The organism is Mesorhizobium sp. CNPSo 4671, from assembly GCF_057784245.1.
This window is the reverse complement of sequence record NZ_JBWLUW010000014.1, coordinates 112052-130688: the sequence shown is the minus strand read 5'-3', so window position 1 is coordinate 130688 and position 18637 is coordinate 112052. Positions and strand designations below refer to the sequence as shown.

The window sequence follows — 18637 nt, the reverse complement described above, 5'->3', positions numbered from 1 at the left end:
GGTGGGTTCAACCGGTCACTGCAACACTCTTAATCTGAGAGGATGAGGAGGTGTTGCATGGTGACGTCACGGATCTGGTTTACGTCAGCGCAGAAGGCCGAGCTTTGGGAGCGATGGAAGCAAGGTCAGAGCATTTCGTCGATCTCGCGGGCACTGGACCGCCGGAACAAGACCGGCGTTCAGCGGATCGTATCCTTACACGGCGGCATTGCTCCCTCAGCAAGGCGTAGAGCAGCCTCGGCGCTCGGGCTGGCGGAGCGCGAAGAGATCTCTCGCGGGATCGCGGCGGGTCTCGCGATACGCGCTATTGCACGAAGTCTCGGGCGATCCCCATCGACAATATGTCGGGAGATCTCTCGCAATGGCGGTGCACAAACGTATCGCGCAACCCGGGCCGACAAGCAGGCTTGGCAGCGCGCGCTACGCCCGAAGCAATGTCGCCTGGCGCGCTCTGGACGGCTACGGTGGCGGGTGGCGCAAAAGCTGGCGCTGCAATGGTCGCCGGAGCAGATTGCGGGCTGGCTGAGGCGAGCGTACCCAGGCGATCCAAGCATGCGGATATCTCATGAAGCGATCTATCGCAGCCTATTCATCCAGTCGCGAGGGGTGCTCAAGAAGGAACTGACAGCGCACCTGCGCACCAAACGACAGATGCGCCTCGGCATAGGTGCACAGAGCCGAACGGGGCAAGGTCAAATCCTCGATATGGTCTCCATCCGCGAGCGTCCCGCAGAGGCGGAGGATCGTGCCATCCCAGGCCATTGTTGACATGGGACCAGGGCAAGGAGATGGCTCGTCATAAGAGCTTCACCGTCGCAACCGATCTACAGGTCTACTTCTGCGACCCGCGCAGTCCCTGGCAACGCGGCAGCAACGAAAATACCAACGGTCTGCTCAGGCAGTACTTCCCGACAACAACCAACTTCTCGCAGGTCTCGCAGGCCCAACTCGACGGCGTCGCCCTGCGGCTCAATCAGCGCCCCCGAAAAACCCTGGACTTCGAAACGCCCGCCGATAGGCTACAGAAGGTGTTGCAGTGACCGGTTGAACCCACCTCCTGATATGGGCCATTCCAGGTCACCCGTTTAGGTAGGTGAGCGCCGGCTGTGGTCGACCTTCGCTGATATAAAAGCAATTGCTAATATAACGGAAAGGTGCCAGCATTGGGCTCCGCGTCGCGTATGGGAGGATGCCATGGCCGATGGTGGAATGAATGTCACCAAACTTGAATCCAAATCTCACGACAACCCGGATGAGGTTCGCTCGCCCGCCAAGACACGCGTCGAGGTCGTGCGGCTTCCAGGCTTTACGCTCGGGCGGCTCAATATGGAGCCGGGGTGGAAATGGTCCGAATGCGTGAAGCCGGTCGTCAAGACGGATAGCTGTCAGGTATCGCATGTCGGCTACGTCGTTTCCGGAACCATTACCATCAGGATGAACGACGGGACTCAGAAAACCTTCACGAAGGGTACGTCCTATACGATCCCGCCCGGCCACGACGCCTGGGTGGAAGGCAACGAACGCTTCGTCTGCATCGAGGTCATGAGCGCCGAGCAATACGCCAAGCCGGCGTAGGGTAAGCTGCAACCTGCTGGCTAAAAGGTTCGCGTCAGGCGGCGAGGCTGTTGTCGCGACATGAATATGTCGCCCGCGACCGCTGCGCGCATCAGCGCGATGACATTGTCGTGGTTGCGTGCCGCTTGCCTTATCCCTTCCACATCGTCGATCGAAGAACAGCCTGCATATGCTCCGGAAGGTCGAGTTCGCCGCGCGCCTCTATCTCCAAAAGATATCGGGCCTTGGCCAGGCGATCGCCTTCCTCAACCGCAGTATGGCCGCAGATGGCGAGCAGCGCCCTCTCCTCCTCCCGACTGGCTCTGTCGGAGTCGGCGCCTGTGCCGTGCAGCGACTTGCCGAACGCCGCATATGCAATCCTGTGCACCTCAATCAGCTCTCGCAGTCTATCGGACGGTTCCTGGTCTCGGCCCGGCGGCTCTGTGCCGAGTGCCGTTGCCGCAGCCGTCGAGGCGACGACTGCGCTGCCGGAGTGGAAAAGCAAGGCGCGGCGATTGATCCTGGACGTGGCGAACTCTCCCATTTGCTTCGATGGCTATCAGTTCGATGACATGACACCATCGGACCGTAACACGACGGTTTGCACATTCGTGTCAGGATGGGCGGCCTAGTGGCAGTCGAAGCAGGTGAGATTTGCAGGCAAAAAAGATTGGCTGCCGGTGCCTACCAATGGCTAAGCTGCGTAGAAGTTTCCTCCACAGGGCTGCGTAATGGTCACTGACACCGAGTTCATTCTCGAAAGCATCAACCAAGGCTGCGTGACGCTTGCCGATGGTGAATTCCTCATCGACAGGCTGGTGAAATATGTCGGCAATGGAAGGATCCGCTGGCATGTCGAGTTTCGTGGGCATCGCGTCGAGTTCACAACCGGCCAGCTCAAGAAGCAGCCTACCTTCCGCAGGAAGATGCTCGAACAGACCGGTGTGCTGCCGCCCCAACGTGCGGGGGCCAGCTACAGGCGTTGGGCACTCGATCTGAGGAAGAATGCCATCGAGCTTCCCTGGCGGGATCGACCGGTTGACGCCGGTTTCGCCATCGACAGCCTTGTCAGTCTCGGAGGCGACCGCTGGACGGTTGAATACCAGGGCAAGGTCATCAAATTCACGACGACCAAACTGCGCAGGCAAACCAGTTTCCGCAAGCGGATGCTGCTCAAGGCCAAGGTGCTGCCGCCCCAGCTTGATCCGGTTGCCTACCGGAAGTGGATGGACTGGCTGATTCAAAACGCTACGGAGGCTGCGCCGCAGGCCGGCGATGCCTTGATGAGCGAGAAAAGTTGGCTTGACGACCTGCCGGAACTGGCCGGTTGGCAAAGCGAGGGGCCGCCCGACAGGACCAACTAGGGGCTGGGCGCCACAGACAGTCCGCGTTATCGTCACCCAAAACCTGGTTCGAATCCAGGTTCCCCAGCCAGAAGTTTCTCGCGAAATCCCCAAAGCAAGCTTTTGCAGTCTTGGATGGCGCAGTGCGCTGGACCAAGTCTTCATTCATGAATGACGCCTATAAAGGCAAACTCGATGATCCCCGAGGGAGGGTGGAGTTGAGACGTAGTAACCAGGTCATCATCATCGTCATCTCTGCCGCTCTTGCTGTCTGGTTCCTGGGGCCAAGGTTACTTGGATTCCGGAGTTGGGAATGGCATCAAAGGCTCGTGCTCGAGGTGAATACCCTACTGGCCTTGTATCAGGGGGAAGCACCATTTCGGAAGCCATAAGCATAGCGCCCAAATGGGTCCCGATCACCGCAGGAAACTTGCACAGCACGATCAGGGGAGAGTCATCGTTTGTGGAGGTCTCGCCGGGCAGGTATCTCTTTGCGGTGCTCAACGACCGTGAGACCGAGCGCGCGATGGTTTCTTTCCATTTCAAGGCGAGCGAAACCAGTTCTCAGATCTTCGGTGCGCTGAGCACCGAGCACGGAACAGGTTTCGTGCCGTACAGCCTCTATCCGGAACTGGTGACGTTTGATGATCTTTCCGACCCGAAATCAGTGAGAGAGGTCGATCCCCATAACCTTGAGGCGACTTTTGGACCGGGTGTATCCTTGAAACGCATTGCACTGGAGGTCACCCGCGAACGAGTGACAGCCGGTCCCATAGAAAAGATATTGAAGTGGCTGCCCGATTATTGCGGAATTCGCTTCGACCGAGCCCAATTTGAGACATTGTCTGCCTCGAACAGGCTCGCCAATTCGTTGAGTTCCGGAGCGTTTAAAATCCCGTGCCGGTGACGAGATCACAACAGACCCACGGGCTGATGACTTTGCGGGAGGAGGCGGTCGTATCGACCTGCCCAGCACAGAGACCATCTTCCGATAATTGGTGAAATCGAGAAGAGCGGCGGTTCCCTTCAGTCGCAGCAGCAAGGTTCCCTGCAAAGCTTTGACTAGGTGTTGATGGGGTGGCCATAGGACCAGCACGGTCTGAGGGCGGGACGGTGACGCATCGGTCTGCAAAACCGACGTAATGGGTTCAATTCCCATTCAGGCCTCCACTTTCAAAAGTCGCCCGCTTGTACAAGCCGGGCGGCTTTTTTGTCAGAGACGCCTGCCTTACTCTCTCAAACAGTGGCGGTGCTGCTCATGGCGTTTGCCATGTTTCCAGATTTCGGCACACATTGATGGCGAAGGAATCTGGTGCCGCTTGGCTCGCGGCTCACCAGACTTTGAATGAGAACCCATGGACCGCTTCAATCTCGGCACCTATCGCCGCCCGATCTCCACGCGCTCCACTGAGACCCAGCGCTGGTTCGATATCGGGCTCAACTGGTGCTACGGCTTCAACCATGAGGAAGGCATCAAGTGCTTTGAGAAGGCGCTGGAGACGGATCCCGGCTGCGCTTTCGTGCATTGGGGCATCGCCTATGCCGCCGGGCCTTTCTACAATCTGACCTGGAAGGAGCATGGCGAGGCCGAGGCCAACAGCGCGACCAAGCGTTGCTACGAGCACGTCCAGCTGGCGCGCGCCAATGCGGCTGGCGCCAGCGATGTCGAACGCCAGTTGATCGAGGCGGAGGCATGCCGTTTCCAGGAGCCGCACAGAGTAAGCCCGCAGGAATTCGAACAGTGGGACGATGCCTATGCCGCCGCGATGCGGCGGGTCTACGAAAACTTTCCCGACGACCATGATGTGATGGCGCTGCTGGTCGAGGCTCTGATGATGCGCACCGTGCGGCGGCTGTGGAACCTCAAGACCGGTGCGCCGGCGCCGAATTCGGACGTGCTTGAAGCTCTGGAGGTCTGTGAGCGGTCGATCCGGCTCGCCGACGAGGCGGGTGCCGCACAACACCCGGCGATCCTGCACTTGCACATCCATCTCCTGGAAATGTCCACCATGCCGGAACGCGGCTTACGCTCGGCCGACCTGCTTGGCGAAATGTGCCCAGACGCCGGGCACATGAACCATATGCCGGGACATATCCACGTGCTGTGCGGCGACTATGAGAAGGCGAAGCTTGCGAGCGAAAAGGCGGTCCGCGCCAATGACCTCTATCTCGCCTATGCCGGCGAGCCGACCTATTACCTGCTCGGCTGCTGCCACGATCTGCATCTGATGATGTTCACCTGCATGTTCCTTGGCCAGTACCGACCGGCGCTGTGGGCCGCCGACAAGGTGCGCAGCCTGGTCACGCGCGACGTGGTCGCCATCCAGGACCGGCCCAAGCTGACGCAAACGGTGGAAGGCTATCATGCGATGAAATCGCATGTGCTGGTGCGCTTCGGCCGCTGGCAGGAGATCATCGACGAACCGGCGGTCGAAGAGCCGGGCCTCTATGTGCTGACGGCGGCGATGCAGCACTACGGCAAAGGCGTCGCGCATGCGACGCTGAGGCAATTCGCTGAAGCCGAGCGCGAGCGTGAGCGGTTCCACCGGCATGTGGCGGACATTCCGGCCGAGCGGCGTTTTCTCAGCAACCCGACCCGCGCCTCGCTCGCCGTCGGTTCCGCCTTGTTCGATGGCGAGCTTGCCTACCATCAGGGCCGGCACGACGAAGCCTACGCCCATTTGCGGCAAGCGATCGAGCTGGATGACAACCTCTCCTACACCGAGCCATGGGCGTGGATGCACCCTCCCCGCCATGCGCTGGCGGCGCTGCTTCTCGACCAGGGCCACGCGCAAGAGGCTGAGCAGGTCTATCGCGACGATCTCGGCCTAAGCGGCAAGGTGCAGCGTTGCGCCCAGCACCCGGACAATGTCTGGTCGCTGCACGGGCTGGTGGAATGTTTGAGGCGGCGTGGCGAGAGCAAAGAGCTGCCGGGGTTGCGGGCCAAGCTCGCTGCGGCGGTGGCCAAGGCGGATGTGACGATCAGCTCGTCCTGCCTGTGCCGGACGAGCGTGCAAGCGGGTCCAAGCTGCTGTCACTGAGATTTCCAATCTGAGGATGTTTCTATCCGAACCCGGCCTTCAGGAGATGGATGCCCGAGCCGCCACCGCACAGACCAGGCCTTGGCTAAGCATTTTATGGCCGCGGCGCGGTCAGTCCCCGGTTGATCGCCGAAGTACGCTGCGCGCATTCTTGATCAGGCGAGGGAAAACGGCATCAGCCGATCATGCCAGGCTCAATGAACGGCTTTCCTCAATTAGCGCAGAGCAGTCGATCTCGTCGTGAAATTGGGCACATGCGTCAGGCGCAAGCCAGGAAGCGTAAGACCGAAGCCGCTTGAGCCTGGCTGTTTTCTCGAGCCGCGCCAGGCGCTCATCTTCGGCTGGTTGGGTACGAGGCGGCCTTTTGTTCCTCTCGGCAGAATCTTGCATATCGACTCTCCTCGGTCGGAGCCTATTAAGAGGCCCGCTCAATGAGGGAGTTGGCCCACTCACCGGAAGGATGGAACCACCTGTTGCTCCGGTGGGCCGCACTCCACCTGGGCTGGATGCCACCATAGGCGTCGCCGCAAGTCGCCATCCATTTTGATGAAGCTGCCGCAAATTGGCGTCGGACTTGGTCTACTCTCAAACCCTCAAGCCTCGTCGTCCCTGATCCAGTTCGCCATGCCTGTGCCGAGCGTGCAATCAGATCCCTGCTGCTGTCGTTGAAGTGGGCTGTCGCCCCTCGGGCGAATGGCGCCATCCGCTACGCGAATATCTGCGCCAGTTCGTCGATGCTTGCGCCTTCCTTGACCTGGCGCAGTTCGACATAGCTGACCGCGGCGGCGATCGACAGCACCATAGAGACCACGGTCTGCACCAGCGCAGCGCCCAGCTGAGCCAGAATTCCACCAAACAGGACGAAAACCAGCAATATCCCCCACTGGATGACCATCGCGATGATCATCAGTATGAGAAACAGGCCAAACAGCGACCAGCGGTTGCCCTTTGTCAGGGCGCGGCTGCGCGACATCGAACCGAACACGCCCCGCCGCTCTTGGATCAGGACCGGCACAGACATCGACCATCCGAGCCACAAGATGATGCCGGGCACGATCAGGGCCAGCATGGCAAGGCCGGCGCCAAGGGCGACGAGGAAGCCAATCGCCAGCGTCGGCAGCAGGAAGCGGACGGCAATCTGAATGCAATCGCCGAAGGCCGGCCGCCTGCCATTCAGGTCCTCGATGGTCGCCCGGACCAGCGACGACTGAAGCAGCAGCGTGAAAACGAAGGAAACCAGCCCGGCGATGAGGCTGAGGTAGGAATTGCGAAACATCGCATGGGGATCCGCCATCGCGCCCGGATCGCCATGCAACATCGCGTCGATCTGCGGCTGGGTCCACAACCGGATAAGCAGTGTCGGCACGCCCGCGAACAGCGCGGCAAGGCCAAGGCAAAGCCCAATGTTGCGGCCGATGACGGCAAAGGTGTTGTTGAACACCCTGCCGATCTCGAACCGGCTGGGTTGTCCCAGTGTCGCAGTGGTCATGACATTTCCCCCGGTCGCCGCCGCATCCAAACGGTCGACATCGAAAGTAAATCTGCCAAGATTGAAAGGCTTCGTCCAGTGGACTTGCAATTGTCGAGGCGTATTGCCAGTGTCGGCGCCGAACCGCAGGTTGCAGGGGAGCGAGCGGGTGACAGTTGCACAGCCGGTAGACTCCGAATGGCTGGCCAAAGTGCACAAGCAGCTGCTGTCGGACGATTCGATCCAGTTTGACCTGCCGACGCTGGTGCAGCCCACGCCGCCGGAATGGCTGAGGCCTTTTCTGGACGCATTGGCGAAGATCGGCCCTTACATGATCTATCTGTTCTGGGGCGCTGTGATCATCGGTGTCGCGGTCATTGCGCTGCTCGTCGCCCTCGAAGCGAAGGGGGTCGCCTGGCGGCTGCCGTGGCGGCGCGCGCGCAAGGAGACCGAGGCTGAAGAGGCATGGCGCCCGGACGCCGCGGCGGCGCAGATCCTGCTCTCCGAGGCCGACGCGCTCGCCGCACGAGGCGACTATGACGAGGCGGTGCATCTTCTGCTTCGCCGCAGCGTCGCCGACATTGCGGGGCGACTGCCCGACTTCCTGCGCCCGTCGCTGACGTCGCGCGACATTGCCACGGCCCCATCGCTGCCGTCGCGGGCGCGCCAGGCATTCAGCGAGATCGCGCGCATCGTCGAGGCCGCCCTGTTCGCCCGCCGGCCGGTCGGTGCCGAGGGCTGGCAGCAGGCACGCGGCGCCTATGAACGCTTCGCCTTCCGGGATGCCTGGGCATGAGCGCACCGGCGGCCGAGGCAGCGCAGGAACCGTTCAGCCGAAAAACCCTGTTCTGGGGCATTTTTGCCAGCCTGCTCGCGGCGGCGGGCTTTTTCCTGCTGTCGACCTACGCGCCGGACTTTCGCCAGCCGGAAGGTGGCGGCACGCCGCTCTCCAAGGGCGGTTCAGGCTATGCCGGGCTCGTCGAATGGCTGAAACTTGCCAATGGACAGTCGCCGCCCATGGCCCGCAGCGAGGAGGCTCTAAGTTCCGGCCTGGCATCGCGTTTCCTGCTGATCGTCACCATCGCGCCGAACAGCGACCCGGCCGCGCTGGCAAGAATCATCAAGCTTCGCTCGGGCAAAGCCACGCTGTTCGTGCTGCCCAAATGGATCACCTTGCCGCAGCAGGCGCACGAAGGGTGGGAAATGAAGCTCGAGCGGCTGCCTGATACGGTTGTCAACGACTGGCTCGGCAGCATCACCAAGGCAAAGCTCGGTGAAGGCGACAGCACCATAAAACAACTTGATGTCGAAGGCCGTACAGTCGCCGCGCCCGACGAGTTGCAGTGGGTGGCCGACGACCACCCCCTGATCGCGGCGGGTACCGGCAGGGCGGTTCTCTCCGAGCTCGACAAAGAGCCGTTCTACATCCTGACCGACCCGGATCTTATCAACAATGCGGCGTTGAAGGACCCGCAAAAGGCGGCGGCGGCACTCGACATGATCGCCATGCTGGAGCCCGGCAAGGGCGCGGTGATGTTCGACCTGACACTGCATGGCATCGGGCAGAAATACGATCTGGCGAAACTCCTGGTCGAACCGCCATTCCTGGCGCTGACGCTGTCGGTTCTGGCGGCCGCCGCACTTGCGTTCCTGCACGGGCTCGGCCGGTTCGGACCGCCGCGCACGGAGGCGCGGGCGATTGCCTTCGGCAAAAGGGCGCTGGTCGACACCACTGCTATGCTTTTGAAGCGCGCCGGGCGGATCGAGGAGCTCGGCGACCGCTATGCGGCGCTGATGCGTGCGCGTGCCGGCGCATTGCTCGGCGCGCCGCAAGGCTTGCCTGGCGAAGCGCTCGACCGCTGGCTCGATTCCCGCGACCGCGGCGAACCGCAGGGCTTCAGCCGTCGTTACAAGGCCACGAACGAAGCCAGGACTCTGGCTCAAATGCATGAAGCAGCGCAGGAGCTGCATGACTGGACGACAAGGAGGCTCGGTGAACGTCGATGATGTGAAGGCCCTGGCGACCTCGATCAGGGAAGAAGTGGGCAAAGCGATCACCGGGCAGCACGACACGGTCGACCTGATGCTGACGGCATTGTTCGCCGGCGGACACATTTTGCTGGAAGGCCCGCCGGGAACCGCCAAGACCATGACCGCGCGATGCTTCGCGCAAGCACTTGGCGTCGCCTATGGCCGCATCCAGTTCACGCCAGACCTGATGCCTGGCGATATCGTCGGCTCCAACATCTACAATTTCCAGAGCGGACAGTTCACGCTGACGCGCGGGCCGATCTTCTGCGACCTTTTGCTTGCCGACGAAATCAACCGCACGCCGCCGAAGACGCAGGCCGCACTCTTGGAAGCCATGCAGGAGCATGCCGTCACCTTCGACGGCACCACGCACGCGCTCAGCCAGAACTTCATGGTGGTGGCGACGCAGAACCCGATCGAGCATCAGGGCGTCTATCCCCTGCCCGAAGCCCAGCTCGACCGCTTCCTGTTCAAGCACCGGGTAAGCTATCCCGATGCACAGGAGGAACGTGCCATCATCGTGCATCACGGCGGCGGCTCCGCCTCGCACGATATCAAGCAATACGGCATCAAGGCGCAGACCGACCGCAAGACGCTGGAGGCAGCACTTGCCACGGTCGGCAATGTCACGCTGGTCGACGACGTCGTCGGCTACATCGCAGCCCTGGTGCGCGGCACGCGCGAAAGCCCAGATCTGGAGGTTGGCGCCAGCCCTCGCGCCGGCGCCATGCTGGCGCGTGCCGCCCGCGCCAGGGCAGCGCTCGACGGCCGTGCCTATGTCATTCCCGACGACGTCAAAGCGCTGGCGGTGCCGGCGCTGCGCCACCGCGTCATCCTGTCGCCGGCGGCGCAGATCGACGGACGGCTGGTGGAGCAGATCGTCTCGGACCTTGTCGACCAGACGGCAGCGCCCCGTTGATCTACCCAAGCGGCAAAGCGGTTTGGGCAGCTGCGGCGGGTGCCATCCCCGCCTTCCTGATCGCGCTTGCGCTGCCCTCCTTCTGGTATCTCGGCCTGTTGTGGATTTGCATTCTGCTCGCCTTCCTGGCGGTCGACGCGGCGGCCGGGCGCGGACGCGCCTCGCTCAGCGCCAGTCTCTCGGCGCCACCGCAGGTCGGCGTCGGTGGGCGTTTTACCGTGCATGTCGCGGCCAGCCTCGGCCAGCGGGCGCGTATGTTGCAAGCGCGCGTCGGCCACGATCAGCGTGTGGAGCCGGTCAACCGCACAGGCGGCGCGTTGCCGGCGAACGGTGGCACGCTCGATCTCGAATTCACGGCACGCAGGCGCGGCATTGCCAGTTTCGACCGGATCTGGCTGCGCTGGAACGGTCCGTTCGGGCTGATCTGGAACCAGGTCGTCCTGCCGATGGACCGCAAAGTGGCGATACTGCCCGACATCAGCAGCGCGCGCGATGAGGCGATCACCTTGCTGCAGCGTTCCGCGCTCGCTGACGGCCACGCGCAAAGGCGGGCCGGCCAGGGCCGCGAGTTCGAGGCGCTGAAGGACTATCAGCCAGGCATGGGCCGGCGGATGATCGACTGGAAGCGCAGCGCGCGTCACGGCAAGCTTCTGGCGCGCGAGTTCAGGGTCGAGGAGAACAACAACATCGTGCTGGCGATCGACAGCGGGCGACTGATGTGCGAGCCGGTCGACGGAGTGCCGAAAGTCGACCGGGCGGTAACGGCAGCGCTGTTGTCGGCCTTCATTGCGCTCAAGGGCGGCGACCTCGTCAGCCTGTTCTCGTTCGATGCCAGGCCGCGCGTCTCGAGCGGCGCGGTGCGTGGCTCGGCGAGTTTCATGATGATCCAGAAGCGTGCGGCCGAGATCGACTATTCCAGCGAGGAGACCAACTTCACGCTCGCCCTGACGACATTGGCGGCCAAGCTCGACAGACGCTCGCTGGTCATCGTCTTCACCGATTTCGTCGATCCGATCAGCGCCGAACTGATGCTGCGCACCGTCGGCCGGCTGACCGAGCGGCATCTGGTTCTGTTTATGCTGATGAAGGATGTCGAGCTGGAGACGCTGGCCGACATGAAGCCCGAGACGCCGGAAGATGTCGCCCGCTCGGTCACCGCGGGCGGCCTCCTTCGGGAGCGGCAAGTGGTGATCGGGCGGCTACGGCTGCTTGGCGCGCATGTGATCGAGGCCGACCACCAGCGGCTCGGTCCCGCACTGGTCGAGCGTTATATCCAGCTCAAGGAGGAGAACCTCTTATGACGCTGCCCGCCGGCACCGATGCGGTACGCCAGTCGCTGGCAAGCTTCCGCCAGGAGCGCGAGGCCGACTGGAAGGCGTTCGAGGCGCTGCTTGCGCGTGTCGAAAAACGCGCGCCACGTGCGCTTTCGGAAGACGAACTGCTGTCGCTGCCACTGCTTTATCGCTCGGCACTCTCCTCGCTCTCCGTGGCGCGCGCAACCTCGCTCGACAGCGCGCTGATCGCCTATCTCGAGGCACTCAGCCTGCGCGGCTATTTCTATCTCTATGGCGCACGGCGCGGCCTGAGGCAGCGTGTGGGCGATTTCTTCCTGCGCGACTGGCCGGCGGCGATCCGCGATCTGTGGCGCGAGACCTGGGTCTCGGTCGGACTGACGGTGATCGGCGCGATTTCCGCCTACTGGCTGGTGGCCTCCGACAACCGCTGGTACGACGCCATCATTGCGCCGAGCCTCGCCGGCGGGCGCAACCCCGACTCGTCGGCCGAGACGCTGCGCAGCGTGCTTTATGACAGCGGCGGCGACCATTTTCTGTCCGGCTTTGCCGCCTATCTCTTCACCCACAACACGCAGGTGGCGATCCTGGCTTTTGCACTGGGCTTCGCTTTCGCGGTGCCCAGCGTGCTGATCATCCTGATGAACGGATGCATGCTGGGCGCGCTGTTCCAGGTCTACGCGGCCAAGGGGTTGGGCTTCGAGCTCGGCGGCTGGCTGTCGATCCACGGCACGACGGAATTGTTCGCCATCGCACTGGCGGGTGCGGCAGGCATGCGGATCGGCACGCGCATAGCCTTCCCCGGGGAACTGACCCGGATGGCCGCCGCCGCCCAGGCCGGGCGGGTAGCCGCGACCGCCATGGTCGGTGTCATGATCATGCTTATGTTTGCCGGCCTGCTCGAAGGCATCGGCCGGCAGACGATCACCAGCGATGCGACACGCTACGCCATAGGCGGCGGTATGCTGGCGTTGTGGGTCGCCTATTTCTACCTGTTCCGGATGGTGCGGCATGGCAACGGCTAGGAACCCCGCCGCGCTGACAAGGCCGCTGATCACGCCGGAAGGTGTCGATCTCAGGGTCAAGCTGGCCGGCGCCGGCACACGGGCTGCGGCCTTCCTGCTCGATGTGGTGATCATCGTCGCTGCCGCCATCGCGGTTACCCTCGTCATCATCTTCGGCCTCGGCGGCCTTGGCGTGAAGGAGGCGGAGCCGCTCTTCATCGTCTGGATGATCTTCATGTTCCTGCTGCGCAACGTCTATTTCATCGCCTTCGAGGCGGGGCGGCGGGCCGCGACGCCCGGCAAGCGGATCGTCGGCGTGCGGGTCGCCTCGCGCAGTGGCGCCGGCCTCTCGATCGATCAGGTCATCGCGCGCAACCTGATGCGCGAGATCGAGGTTTTCCTGCCGCTGTCGATCATCGCCGCGCGCGGCGGCGCCGGCGTCGCCGACACGCTGTCGACGATTTTCGGCCTGGTGTGGGCGCTGCTGTTTTCGCTGTTCCTGCTGTTCAACCGCGATCGCTTGCGCATCGGCGACCTGCTGGCCGGAACCTGGGTGGTAGAAACGCCGAAATTCAAGCTGGTCGAGGACCTTTCGCAGCGACAAGACCCGATTGCCAAGCGCTTCCATTTCAGCCCGGCGCAGCTCGATGCCTATGGCATCGCCGAGCTGCACAAGCTGGAAGAAGTGCTGCGCCGCGACGACTATTTCGCGATGAAGGCCGTTGCCGAGACCATCGGCGGCAAGATCGGCGCCAAAGTCGAGCCGATCGATTCAAAAGCCTTCCTCACCGCCTATTACGGCGAGCTCAGGGCGCATCTGGAGCGCAAGCTTCTGCTTGGAAACCGCAAGGCGGATAAGTACGCGCGGTAGCGCGTGACCAATTTGACCTGCCCTACCCCAGCCACTTCTCATAGTCGGCCACCAGCAGGTGCACCGGGGCGACATCCTCGTCGATGTTGGAGAAGCGGCCGATCGGCTCGCGAAAGACGTTGTCGGTGAGATCGTCGTTGACGGTCGACACCTCGCCGATCAGCACGTCCTTGCCCTCGGCCCAGAAGGCGTGCCAGACGCCGGGCAGCAGCGTGACGCTCTGGCCCGGGTCGAGCTTCAGCAGACCGCCCGCCGGCAGCCGGTGGATGGTTCCGTCGACCGGCACCGACACTTCCGCTTTTGGGTCGATACCACCGTCGCGATCGTGCATGAACAATTCAAGCACCAGCTTGCCGCCGCCACGGTTGATGATGTCCTCGGCCTTGATGTTGTGGCGGTGCATGGGCGACAGCTGGTCCTTGCGCGAGATCATGATCTTCTCGGCATAGAGCATGCCCATGCCCTTCTTCATGTCCTCGTAGCGGCCGTTGCGCACGGTGAACAGGAACAGGCCGAGCTCCTTGAATTTTTCCTGGCCGTAATCGGTGATGTCCCAACCGAGCCGCGAGGTATAGATCGCCGAGGAATCGACCTGGCGCGCCTTCATCTCTTCCGGCGACCAGTAGGCGAAGGGCGGCATGATGTAGCCGAACGAGCGGATGAAAGCGTCGGCTTCGCGGATGATGTCGTTGATGGCGGAGCGTTTCATGATCATGGTCCTTCGTGTCGACTTTTTCGACAAATCGCATAGCCGAACGCCGCTGCGGTGTCGATCCATCTTGCCGCCTGCCCCGCCCTTGGCAACACGCGGATGGCCCACCGATCCGATCCGCTGGCTGCGTGACATCGCCGGGTTTCAAGCTCATAAACCCTGCGAATTCTCACAGGAATAGAAGATGCCGACGATCCACGACCTCGATACGCCGTCGATCCTGATCGATGCCGCGCGCGCCGAAGCCAACATTGCCCGCGCGCAGGCCCATGCCGACAGGAATGGGCTAAAACTCAGGCCGCATATCAAGACGCACAAGCTGCCTTATTGGGCGAGGAAGCAGGTCGCGGCGGGTGCCGTCGGCATCACATGCCAGAAGATCGGCGAGGCCGAAGTGATGGCCGACGCCGGGCTGTCCGACATTTTTCTGCCGTACAACATTCTGGGCCGCGCCAAACTGGAGCGGCTGAAGACGCTGCACGGCCGCGTAACCCTATCGGTGACGGCGGACAGCACGGAGACGCTGGAAGGACTCGCCGCGACTTTCACCGATGCCGGCCATCCCCTGCCGGTGCTGGTCGAATGCGACACCGGCATGGGCCGATGCGGCGTGCAGACGGCTGATCAAGCGGTTGCGCTGGCAAGGCTGATCGACAGGGCCGGTGGCCTCAGTTTCGGCGGGCTGATGACCTATCCGGCGGCCGGCCGCGCGGCGGAGGCCGAAGCCTGGCTTGCCGGCGCCAAGCAGGCGCTGGCCGCTTCTGGTCTCGCCTGCGAGCGCATCTCCAGCGGCGGCACGCCTGATATGTGGCGCTCCGGCGATGCCTCCGTCGTCACCGAATACCGCCCCGGCACCTACATCTATCTCGACCGCTATCAGGTCGCCAAAGGCGTCGGCACCTTGGACGAGTGCGCGCTGACGGTGCTGTCGACGGTTGTCAGCCACCCGACGCCAAGCCGCGCCATCCTCGATGCCGGCAGCAAGGCGCTGTCCAGCGATACGCTCGGGCTAAAGGATTTTGGCGAGCTGCTCGGCGCTCCCGATGCCAGGGTCACCGGGCTCAGCGAAGAACATGGCACCGTCACGCTTTCTGGTGACGCGAAGCTGCGCATCGGCGAGCGCGTGCGCGTGGTGCCTGACCATTGTTGCGTCGTCACCAATTTGTTCAATGAGGTCAACCTGATCGACGGCGACAACGTGCTGGAGACACTGCCAGTGGCAGCGCGGGGGAAAATGGGATGAGTGGCCCACCCTTCTCTCCCTGTGGGGAGAAGGTTAAGCCCGCTCCGCCTGCCGGGCCGCTACCCGCCGCATGGCGATCACCCGGCGGCGGCGGATTTCGGTGCGCATGGCCATCAGGTGCAGGGCGAAGAACAGCATCGTGAAGCCGACAGCCATGACCAGCAGCGGCCAGAGCAGGCTGGGATCGATGGTCGGGCCGCCGAGGCGGAACACCGAGGCCGGCTGGTGCAGCGTGTTCCACCAGTCGACCGAGAATTTGATGATCGGGATGTTGATGAAGCCGACCAGCGTGATGATGGCGGCGGCCCAGGCGGCGCGGCTGGCATCGTCGAGGGCGCGGGTCAGCGCGATGATGCCGAGATACATCAAAAACAGCACGAAGACAGAGGTCAGGCGTGCGTCCCACACCCACCAGGTGCCCCACATCGGCTTGCCCCAGATCGAACCGGTGATCAGCGCAAGTGCTGTGAAGACGGCGCCGATGGGAGCCGCCGATTTGAGCGCAACATCAGCCAGCGGATGCCGCCAGACCAGCGTGCCAAGGGCCGACACCGCCATCAGCGTGTAGCACATCATGGCGAGCCAGGCGAAAGGCACGTGGATGTACATGATGCGGACGGTGATGCCTTGCTGGAAATCCTCGGGCGCGGCGAAGCTCATATAGAGGCCGATGGCGAGGACAAGAGCGGCGATGGCCGCCAGCCACGGCACGACCTTGTCGGCCAGCGCGACGAAGCGCGTCGGGTTGGCAAGGTCCATCCAGCCGCTCAGGCGTGAAGTCGTGTCGCTCATGCGACTTTACATAGACCGCCGGCGCGATCGGGGCAATCGAGCGGCGGTGTCGCAGGTGCGTAAGGTCTTCCTTCTCCCCTTGTGGGAGAAGGTGGATCGCCGCGTAGCGGCGAGACGGATGAGGGGTGATCCAGCGGAGTGAGGCGTTGAAGAGCATAGTCTTCCGGCCAATTTGGATGCGGATGCCAAGCTGGAACACCCCTCATCCGACCTCGCTTCGTGAGGCCACCTTCCCCCAAAAAAGGGGGAAGGAAGAACCGTCATCAGATCAGGCGGCCTCGCCCTGCACGGAGCGGCTGAGGCGGCGGACTTCCTCGTCGTTGAGCAGGCCGCCGGCGCGCAGCAGGCTGGCGAAGCGGCCGTTGCGCAGCGACAGTTCGGCGAAGCCACCCATTTCGACCACCCTGCCCTTGTCCATGAACACGACCAGATCGGCGTCGCGAACGGTGGTCAGGCGATGGGCGATGATGAAGGTGGTGCGGTCGCGCCGCAGCTCGTCGATCGCTTCCTTGACGCGATCCTCGGTCTCGACGTCGAGCGCGCTGGTCGCCTCGTCGAGCACCAGGATCGGGGCGTCCTTGAGCACGGCGCGGGCGATGGCGATGCGCTGGCGCTCGCCGCCCGACAGCTGGCCGCCGCGCTCGCCGACCACCGTGTCGTAGCCATTGCTCTTGGCCAGGATGAAATCCTGCGCTGCCGCTGCGATGGCCGCGGCATGGATCTCGTCATTGCTGGCTTCGGCGCGGCCGACACGGATGTTGTCCTCGATCGAGCGGTTGAGAAGCCCGGCGTCCTGGAACACGGTGGCGATCGAATGGCGCAGCGACTTGCGGCTCACGGTGCGGGTGTCGATGCCGTCGATCAGGATACGGCCGCTGGACGGCGAGAAGACGCGCTGCAGCAGGTTGATCAGCGTCGTCTTGCCGGCACCCGTCGGTCCGACGATGGCGACGGTCTGGCCGGCCTTGACCTCGAAGGAGACGTCGCTGACGCCCTGCCCCGAATTGGCGAATTCGAAGCCGACATCCTCGAAACGGACATGGCCGGTGACGTTGGTGAGATCGCGCAGGCCATCCGGCTCGGCGGTATCGGCGGCTGAGTCCTCGAGCTTGTAGAACTCCTCGAGCTTGGCGCGGGCTTCCGAAATCTGGTTGGCGAAAGCCGACATCTGGTCCAGCCGCGAGATAAGCAGCGTGGCAAAGCCGGTGAAGGCGATGACATCGCCGATCCGCAACTGGCCATGGGTGACCAGATAAGCGCCGATCAGAAGCACCACCATCATCGAGATGGTCGACGACAGACGATTGAGCGCATTGGCGATGGCCCACCAGTCGAGCACCGGGTTTTGCGCATCGAGCAGATTCTTGACGTAGCGGCGCAGCGTCTCGGCCTCATGGCCAAGTCGGTTGTAGCTCTGGAGAACGGCGACGTTGCTGACGGAGTCAGTCACATGCGCGAACACCTTGTGATAGTGGCGCTCAACGGCCGCCTGGCCGGCCTTGGTCCGCTTCATCACCAGCCGGCCGATGCAGACATAGAGCACGCCGAGCACGAGCAGCACCATCGACATGCGCACGTCCATGGCGAGAGCCGTCGGCACCAGCAGAACCAGCGCCACGGCTGTCGACAGATGCTGGCGCATGAATTCGAGCCACAGGCTGAACAGTGTCTCGACCGCGCGCAACAGCGTGTGCAGGGCGTTGGAGGTGCCGCGCTGGTGGTGCCAGGCGAGCGGCATGGTGATCACGCGCTCGAAGGACTCGCAGAGCACTTCGCTGCGGCGGGCATGCGCGAAACGGTCGGCGCCGCGCGACACCAGAACGACGGCCAAGACATTGAACGCGCCGAGGCCGGCCCAGACGGCGAGCGTCGAAAACACCGAACCGTGATCGGAGATGGCGTCGATAACCCGGCCGAACATGATCGGCTCGAGGATGGCAACCATGGCCAGCGCGACATTGGCGCCGCAAATCAGCGCGACGCGCTTCTTGTCGGCGGCCAGATACCCCAGCGCTCTCCAATAGATCTGCAGAAGTGACACTTCAGCTACTCCGCCAACTCTCTATTGTGCCCAATACCAATATTGTGCACTGCACCATTCCTTGACACGTAACGGTTGATGCGTCGCAAAACAATGCCCGTCTATCGCTTCCGTTCCCATTTAGCGAACAAAACATGACGACGATGCGAAATCTGACGTGATCACCTAACGGTTTGAGATAAAAGGTGAAATGCCAGCCTTGCGGCAAAATCATGGCAGTGGCCGAGCACTGCCACATTTTTAATCACGACCGTATTGCAAGGCTTAATCGGGAGGCATCTTGCCGGCGCAGTGACGTATCGCGCGCAAGTAACAAGACGCAGAGT

General features: G+C 62.8%; 16 protein-coding genes, 1 tRNA gene and 1 pseudogene. 13 read left to right on the top strand and 5 right to left on the bottom strand.

The annotated features are described in order from the left end of the window. Positions 1-57: 57 nt before the first annotated feature. A pseudogene (locus AC04SF_RS30700) lies at positions 58-1048 on the top strand (IS30 family transposase). A gap of 146 nt (positions 1049-1194) precedes the next feature. Further along, positions 1195-1575 carry a cupin domain-containing protein gene (locus AC04SF_RS30695; protein WP_095201660.1) on the top strand — a complete coding sequence of 127 codons (381 nt, stop codon included), beginning with the start codon at positions 1195-1197 and terminating at the stop codon, positions 1573-1575. 130 nt (positions 1576-1705) lie between these two features. On the opposite strand, the gene AC04SF_RS30690 is transcribed toward AC04SF_RS30695, so the two are convergent. Then, positions 1706-1942 carry a hypothetical protein gene (locus AC04SF_RS30690; protein ID WP_488480835.1) on the bottom strand — a complete coding sequence of 79 codons (237 nt, stop codon included), beginning with the start codon at positions 1940-1942 and terminating at the stop codon, positions 1706-1708. 343 nt (positions 1943-2285) lie between these two features. On the opposite strand from AC04SF_RS30690, the gene AC04SF_RS30685 reads away from it, so the two are divergent. The 4 genes from AC04SF_RS30685 to AC04SF_RS30670 all read left to right on the top strand — a co-directional run bounded on the left by AC04SF_RS30685 (position 2286) and on the right by AC04SF_RS30670 (position 5938). After that, positions 2286-2918: a hypothetical protein gene (locus tag AC04SF_RS30685; RefSeq protein WP_488480834.1), complete on the top strand. Its 633-nt coding sequence runs from the start codon at positions 2286-2288 to the stop codon at positions 2916-2918. 292 nt (positions 2919-3210) lie between these two features. Beyond that, the gene (locus tag AC04SF_RS30680; protein ID WP_488480833.1) at positions 3211-3804 is read left to right on the top strand and encodes a hypothetical protein; all 594 of its coding nucleotides are present in this window, start codon (positions 3211-3213) and stop codon (positions 3802-3804) included. Between the two features lie 189 nt (positions 3805-3993). Then, positions 3994-4067, top strand: a tRNA-Cys gene (locus AC04SF_RS30675). 185 nt (positions 4068-4252) lie between these two features. Then, complete coding sequence (locus AC04SF_RS30670) at positions 4253-5938, top strand: hypothetical protein (protein ID WP_488480832.1); 1686 nt, start codon at positions 4253-4255, stop codon at positions 5936-5938. A 706-nt stretch (positions 5939-6644) separates the two neighbouring features. Here AC04SF_RS30670 and AC04SF_RS30665 read toward each other — a convergent pair. Continuing rightward, positions 6645-7427 (bottom strand): YciC family protein, encoded by a 783-nt coding sequence (locus tag AC04SF_RS30665; RefSeq protein WP_488480831.1) that lies wholly within the window; start codon positions 7425-7427, stop codon positions 6645-6647. Positions 7428-7536: 109 nt separating this feature from the next. On the opposite strand from AC04SF_RS30665, the gene AC04SF_RS30660 reads away from it, so the two are divergent. Genes AC04SF_RS30660 through AC04SF_RS30635 form a run of 6 tightly spaced genes read left to right on the top strand, consistent with a single transcriptional unit; the run spans position 7537 to position 13523 of the window. Next, positions 7537-8202: a DUF4129 domain-containing protein gene (locus AC04SF_RS30660; RefSeq protein ID WP_488480830.1), complete on the top strand. Its 666-nt coding sequence runs from the start codon at positions 7537-7539 to the stop codon at positions 8200-8202. Next, positions 8199-9413: a DUF4350 domain-containing protein gene (locus tag AC04SF_RS30655; RefSeq protein WP_488480829.1), complete on the top strand. Its 1215-nt coding sequence runs from the start codon at positions 8199-8201 to the stop codon at positions 9411-9413. Before AC04SF_RS30660 ends, AC04SF_RS30655 begins: the two co-directional genes overlap by 4 nt. Then, on the top strand, positions 9400-10356 hold the full coding sequence (locus AC04SF_RS30650; protein WP_096456881.1) for an AAA family ATPase: 957 nt from the start codon (positions 9400-9402) through the stop codon (positions 10354-10356). Before AC04SF_RS30655 ends, AC04SF_RS30650 begins: the two co-directional genes overlap by 14 nt. After that, a complete protein-coding gene (locus AC04SF_RS30645; protein ID WP_488480828.1) occupies positions 10353-11657 on the top strand; it encodes a DUF58 domain-containing protein in 1305 nt (434 codons plus the stop codon). The genes AC04SF_RS30650 and AC04SF_RS30645 overlap by 4 nt, the downstream gene beginning before the upstream one ends. Continuing rightward, positions 11654-12673 (top strand): stage II sporulation protein M, encoded by a 1020-nt coding sequence (locus AC04SF_RS30640; RefSeq protein ID WP_488480827.1) that lies wholly within the window; start codon positions 11654-11656, stop codon positions 12671-12673. Before AC04SF_RS30645 ends, AC04SF_RS30640 begins: the two co-directional genes overlap by 4 nt. Next, complete coding sequence (locus AC04SF_RS30635) at positions 12660-13523, top strand: RDD family protein (RefSeq protein ID WP_488480826.1); 864 nt, start codon at positions 12660-12662, stop codon at positions 13521-13523. The genes AC04SF_RS30640 and AC04SF_RS30635 overlap by 14 nt, the downstream gene beginning before the upstream one ends. A gap of 22 nt (positions 13524-13545) precedes the next feature. On the opposite strand, the gene AC04SF_RS30630 is transcribed toward AC04SF_RS30635, so the two are convergent. Next, the gene (locus AC04SF_RS30630) at positions 13546-14232 is read right to left on the bottom strand and encodes a D-lyxose/D-mannose family sugar isomerase (RefSeq protein ID WP_096459153.1); all 687 of its coding nucleotides are present in this window, start codon (positions 14230-14232) and stop codon (positions 13546-13548) included. Between the two features lie 187 nt (positions 14233-14419). On the opposite strand from AC04SF_RS30630, the gene AC04SF_RS30625 reads away from it, so the two are divergent. Then, the gene (locus tag AC04SF_RS30625) at positions 14420-15478 is read left to right on the top strand and encodes a D-TA family PLP-dependent enzyme (protein WP_488480825.1); all 1059 of its coding nucleotides are present in this window, start codon (positions 14420-14422) and stop codon (positions 15476-15478) included. 33 nt (positions 15479-15511) lie between these two features. Here AC04SF_RS30625 and AC04SF_RS30620 read toward each other — a convergent pair whose 3' ends face one another. Both AC04SF_RS30620 and AC04SF_RS30615 read right to left on the bottom strand, forming a co-directional pair. Further along, positions 15512-16270, bottom strand: a complete 759-nt coding sequence (locus AC04SF_RS30620) for a heme ABC transporter permease (RefSeq protein ID WP_488480824.1) — start codon at positions 16268-16270, stop codon at positions 15512-15514. A gap of 268 nt (positions 16271-16538) precedes the next feature. Continuing rightward, entirely contained in the window at positions 16539-18311 is a 1773-nt protein-coding gene (locus AC04SF_RS30615; RefSeq protein WP_096456869.1) for a glucan ABC transporter ATP-binding protein/ permease, read from the bottom strand. Between the last annotated feature and the right edge of the window lie 326 nt (positions 18312-18637).

Excerpts from the sequence above, each read along its gene's own strand:
- AC04SF_RS30685 (WP_488480834.1), top strand. The coding sequence starts at position 2,286 with ATGGTCACTGACACCGAGTTCATTCTCGAAAGCATCAACCAAGGCTGC.
- AC04SF_RS30655 (WP_488480829.1), top strand. The coding sequence starts at position 8,199 with ATGAGCGCACCGGCGGCCGAGGCAGCGCAGGAACCGTTCAGCCGAAAA.
- AC04SF_RS30680 (WP_488480833.1), top strand. The coding sequence starts at position 3,211 with ATGGCATCAAAGGCTCGTGCTCGAGGTGAATACCCTACTGGCCTTGTA.
- AC04SF_RS30640 (WP_488480827.1), top strand. The coding sequence starts at position 11,654 with ATGACGCTGCCCGCCGGCACCGATGCGGTACGCCAGTCGCTGGCAAGC.
- AC04SF_RS30620 (WP_488480824.1), bottom strand. The coding sequence starts at position 16,270 with ATGAGCGACACGACTTCACGCCTGAGCGGCTGGATGGACCTTGCCAAC.
- AC04SF_RS30670 (WP_488480832.1), top strand. The coding sequence starts at position 4,253 with ATGGACCGCTTCAATCTCGGCACCTATCGCCGCCCGATCTCCACGCGC.
- AC04SF_RS30635 (WP_488480826.1), top strand. The coding sequence starts at position 12,660 with ATGGCAACGGCTAGGAACCCCGCCGCGCTGACAAGGCCGCTGATCACG.
- AC04SF_RS30630 (WP_096459153.1), bottom strand. The coding sequence starts at position 14,232 with ATGAAACGCTCCGCCATCAACGACATCATCCGCGAAGCCGACGCTTTC.
- AC04SF_RS30665 (WP_488480831.1), bottom strand. The coding sequence starts at position 7,427 with ATGACCACTGCGACACTGGGACAACCCAGCCGGTTCGAGATCGGCAGG.
- AC04SF_RS30695 (WP_095201660.1), top strand. The coding sequence starts at position 1,195 with ATGGCCGATGGTGGAATGAATGTCACCAAACTTGAATCCAAATCTCAC.
- AC04SF_RS30625 (WP_488480825.1), top strand. The coding sequence starts at position 14,420 with ATGCCGACGATCCACGACCTCGATACGCCGTCGATCCTGATCGATGCC.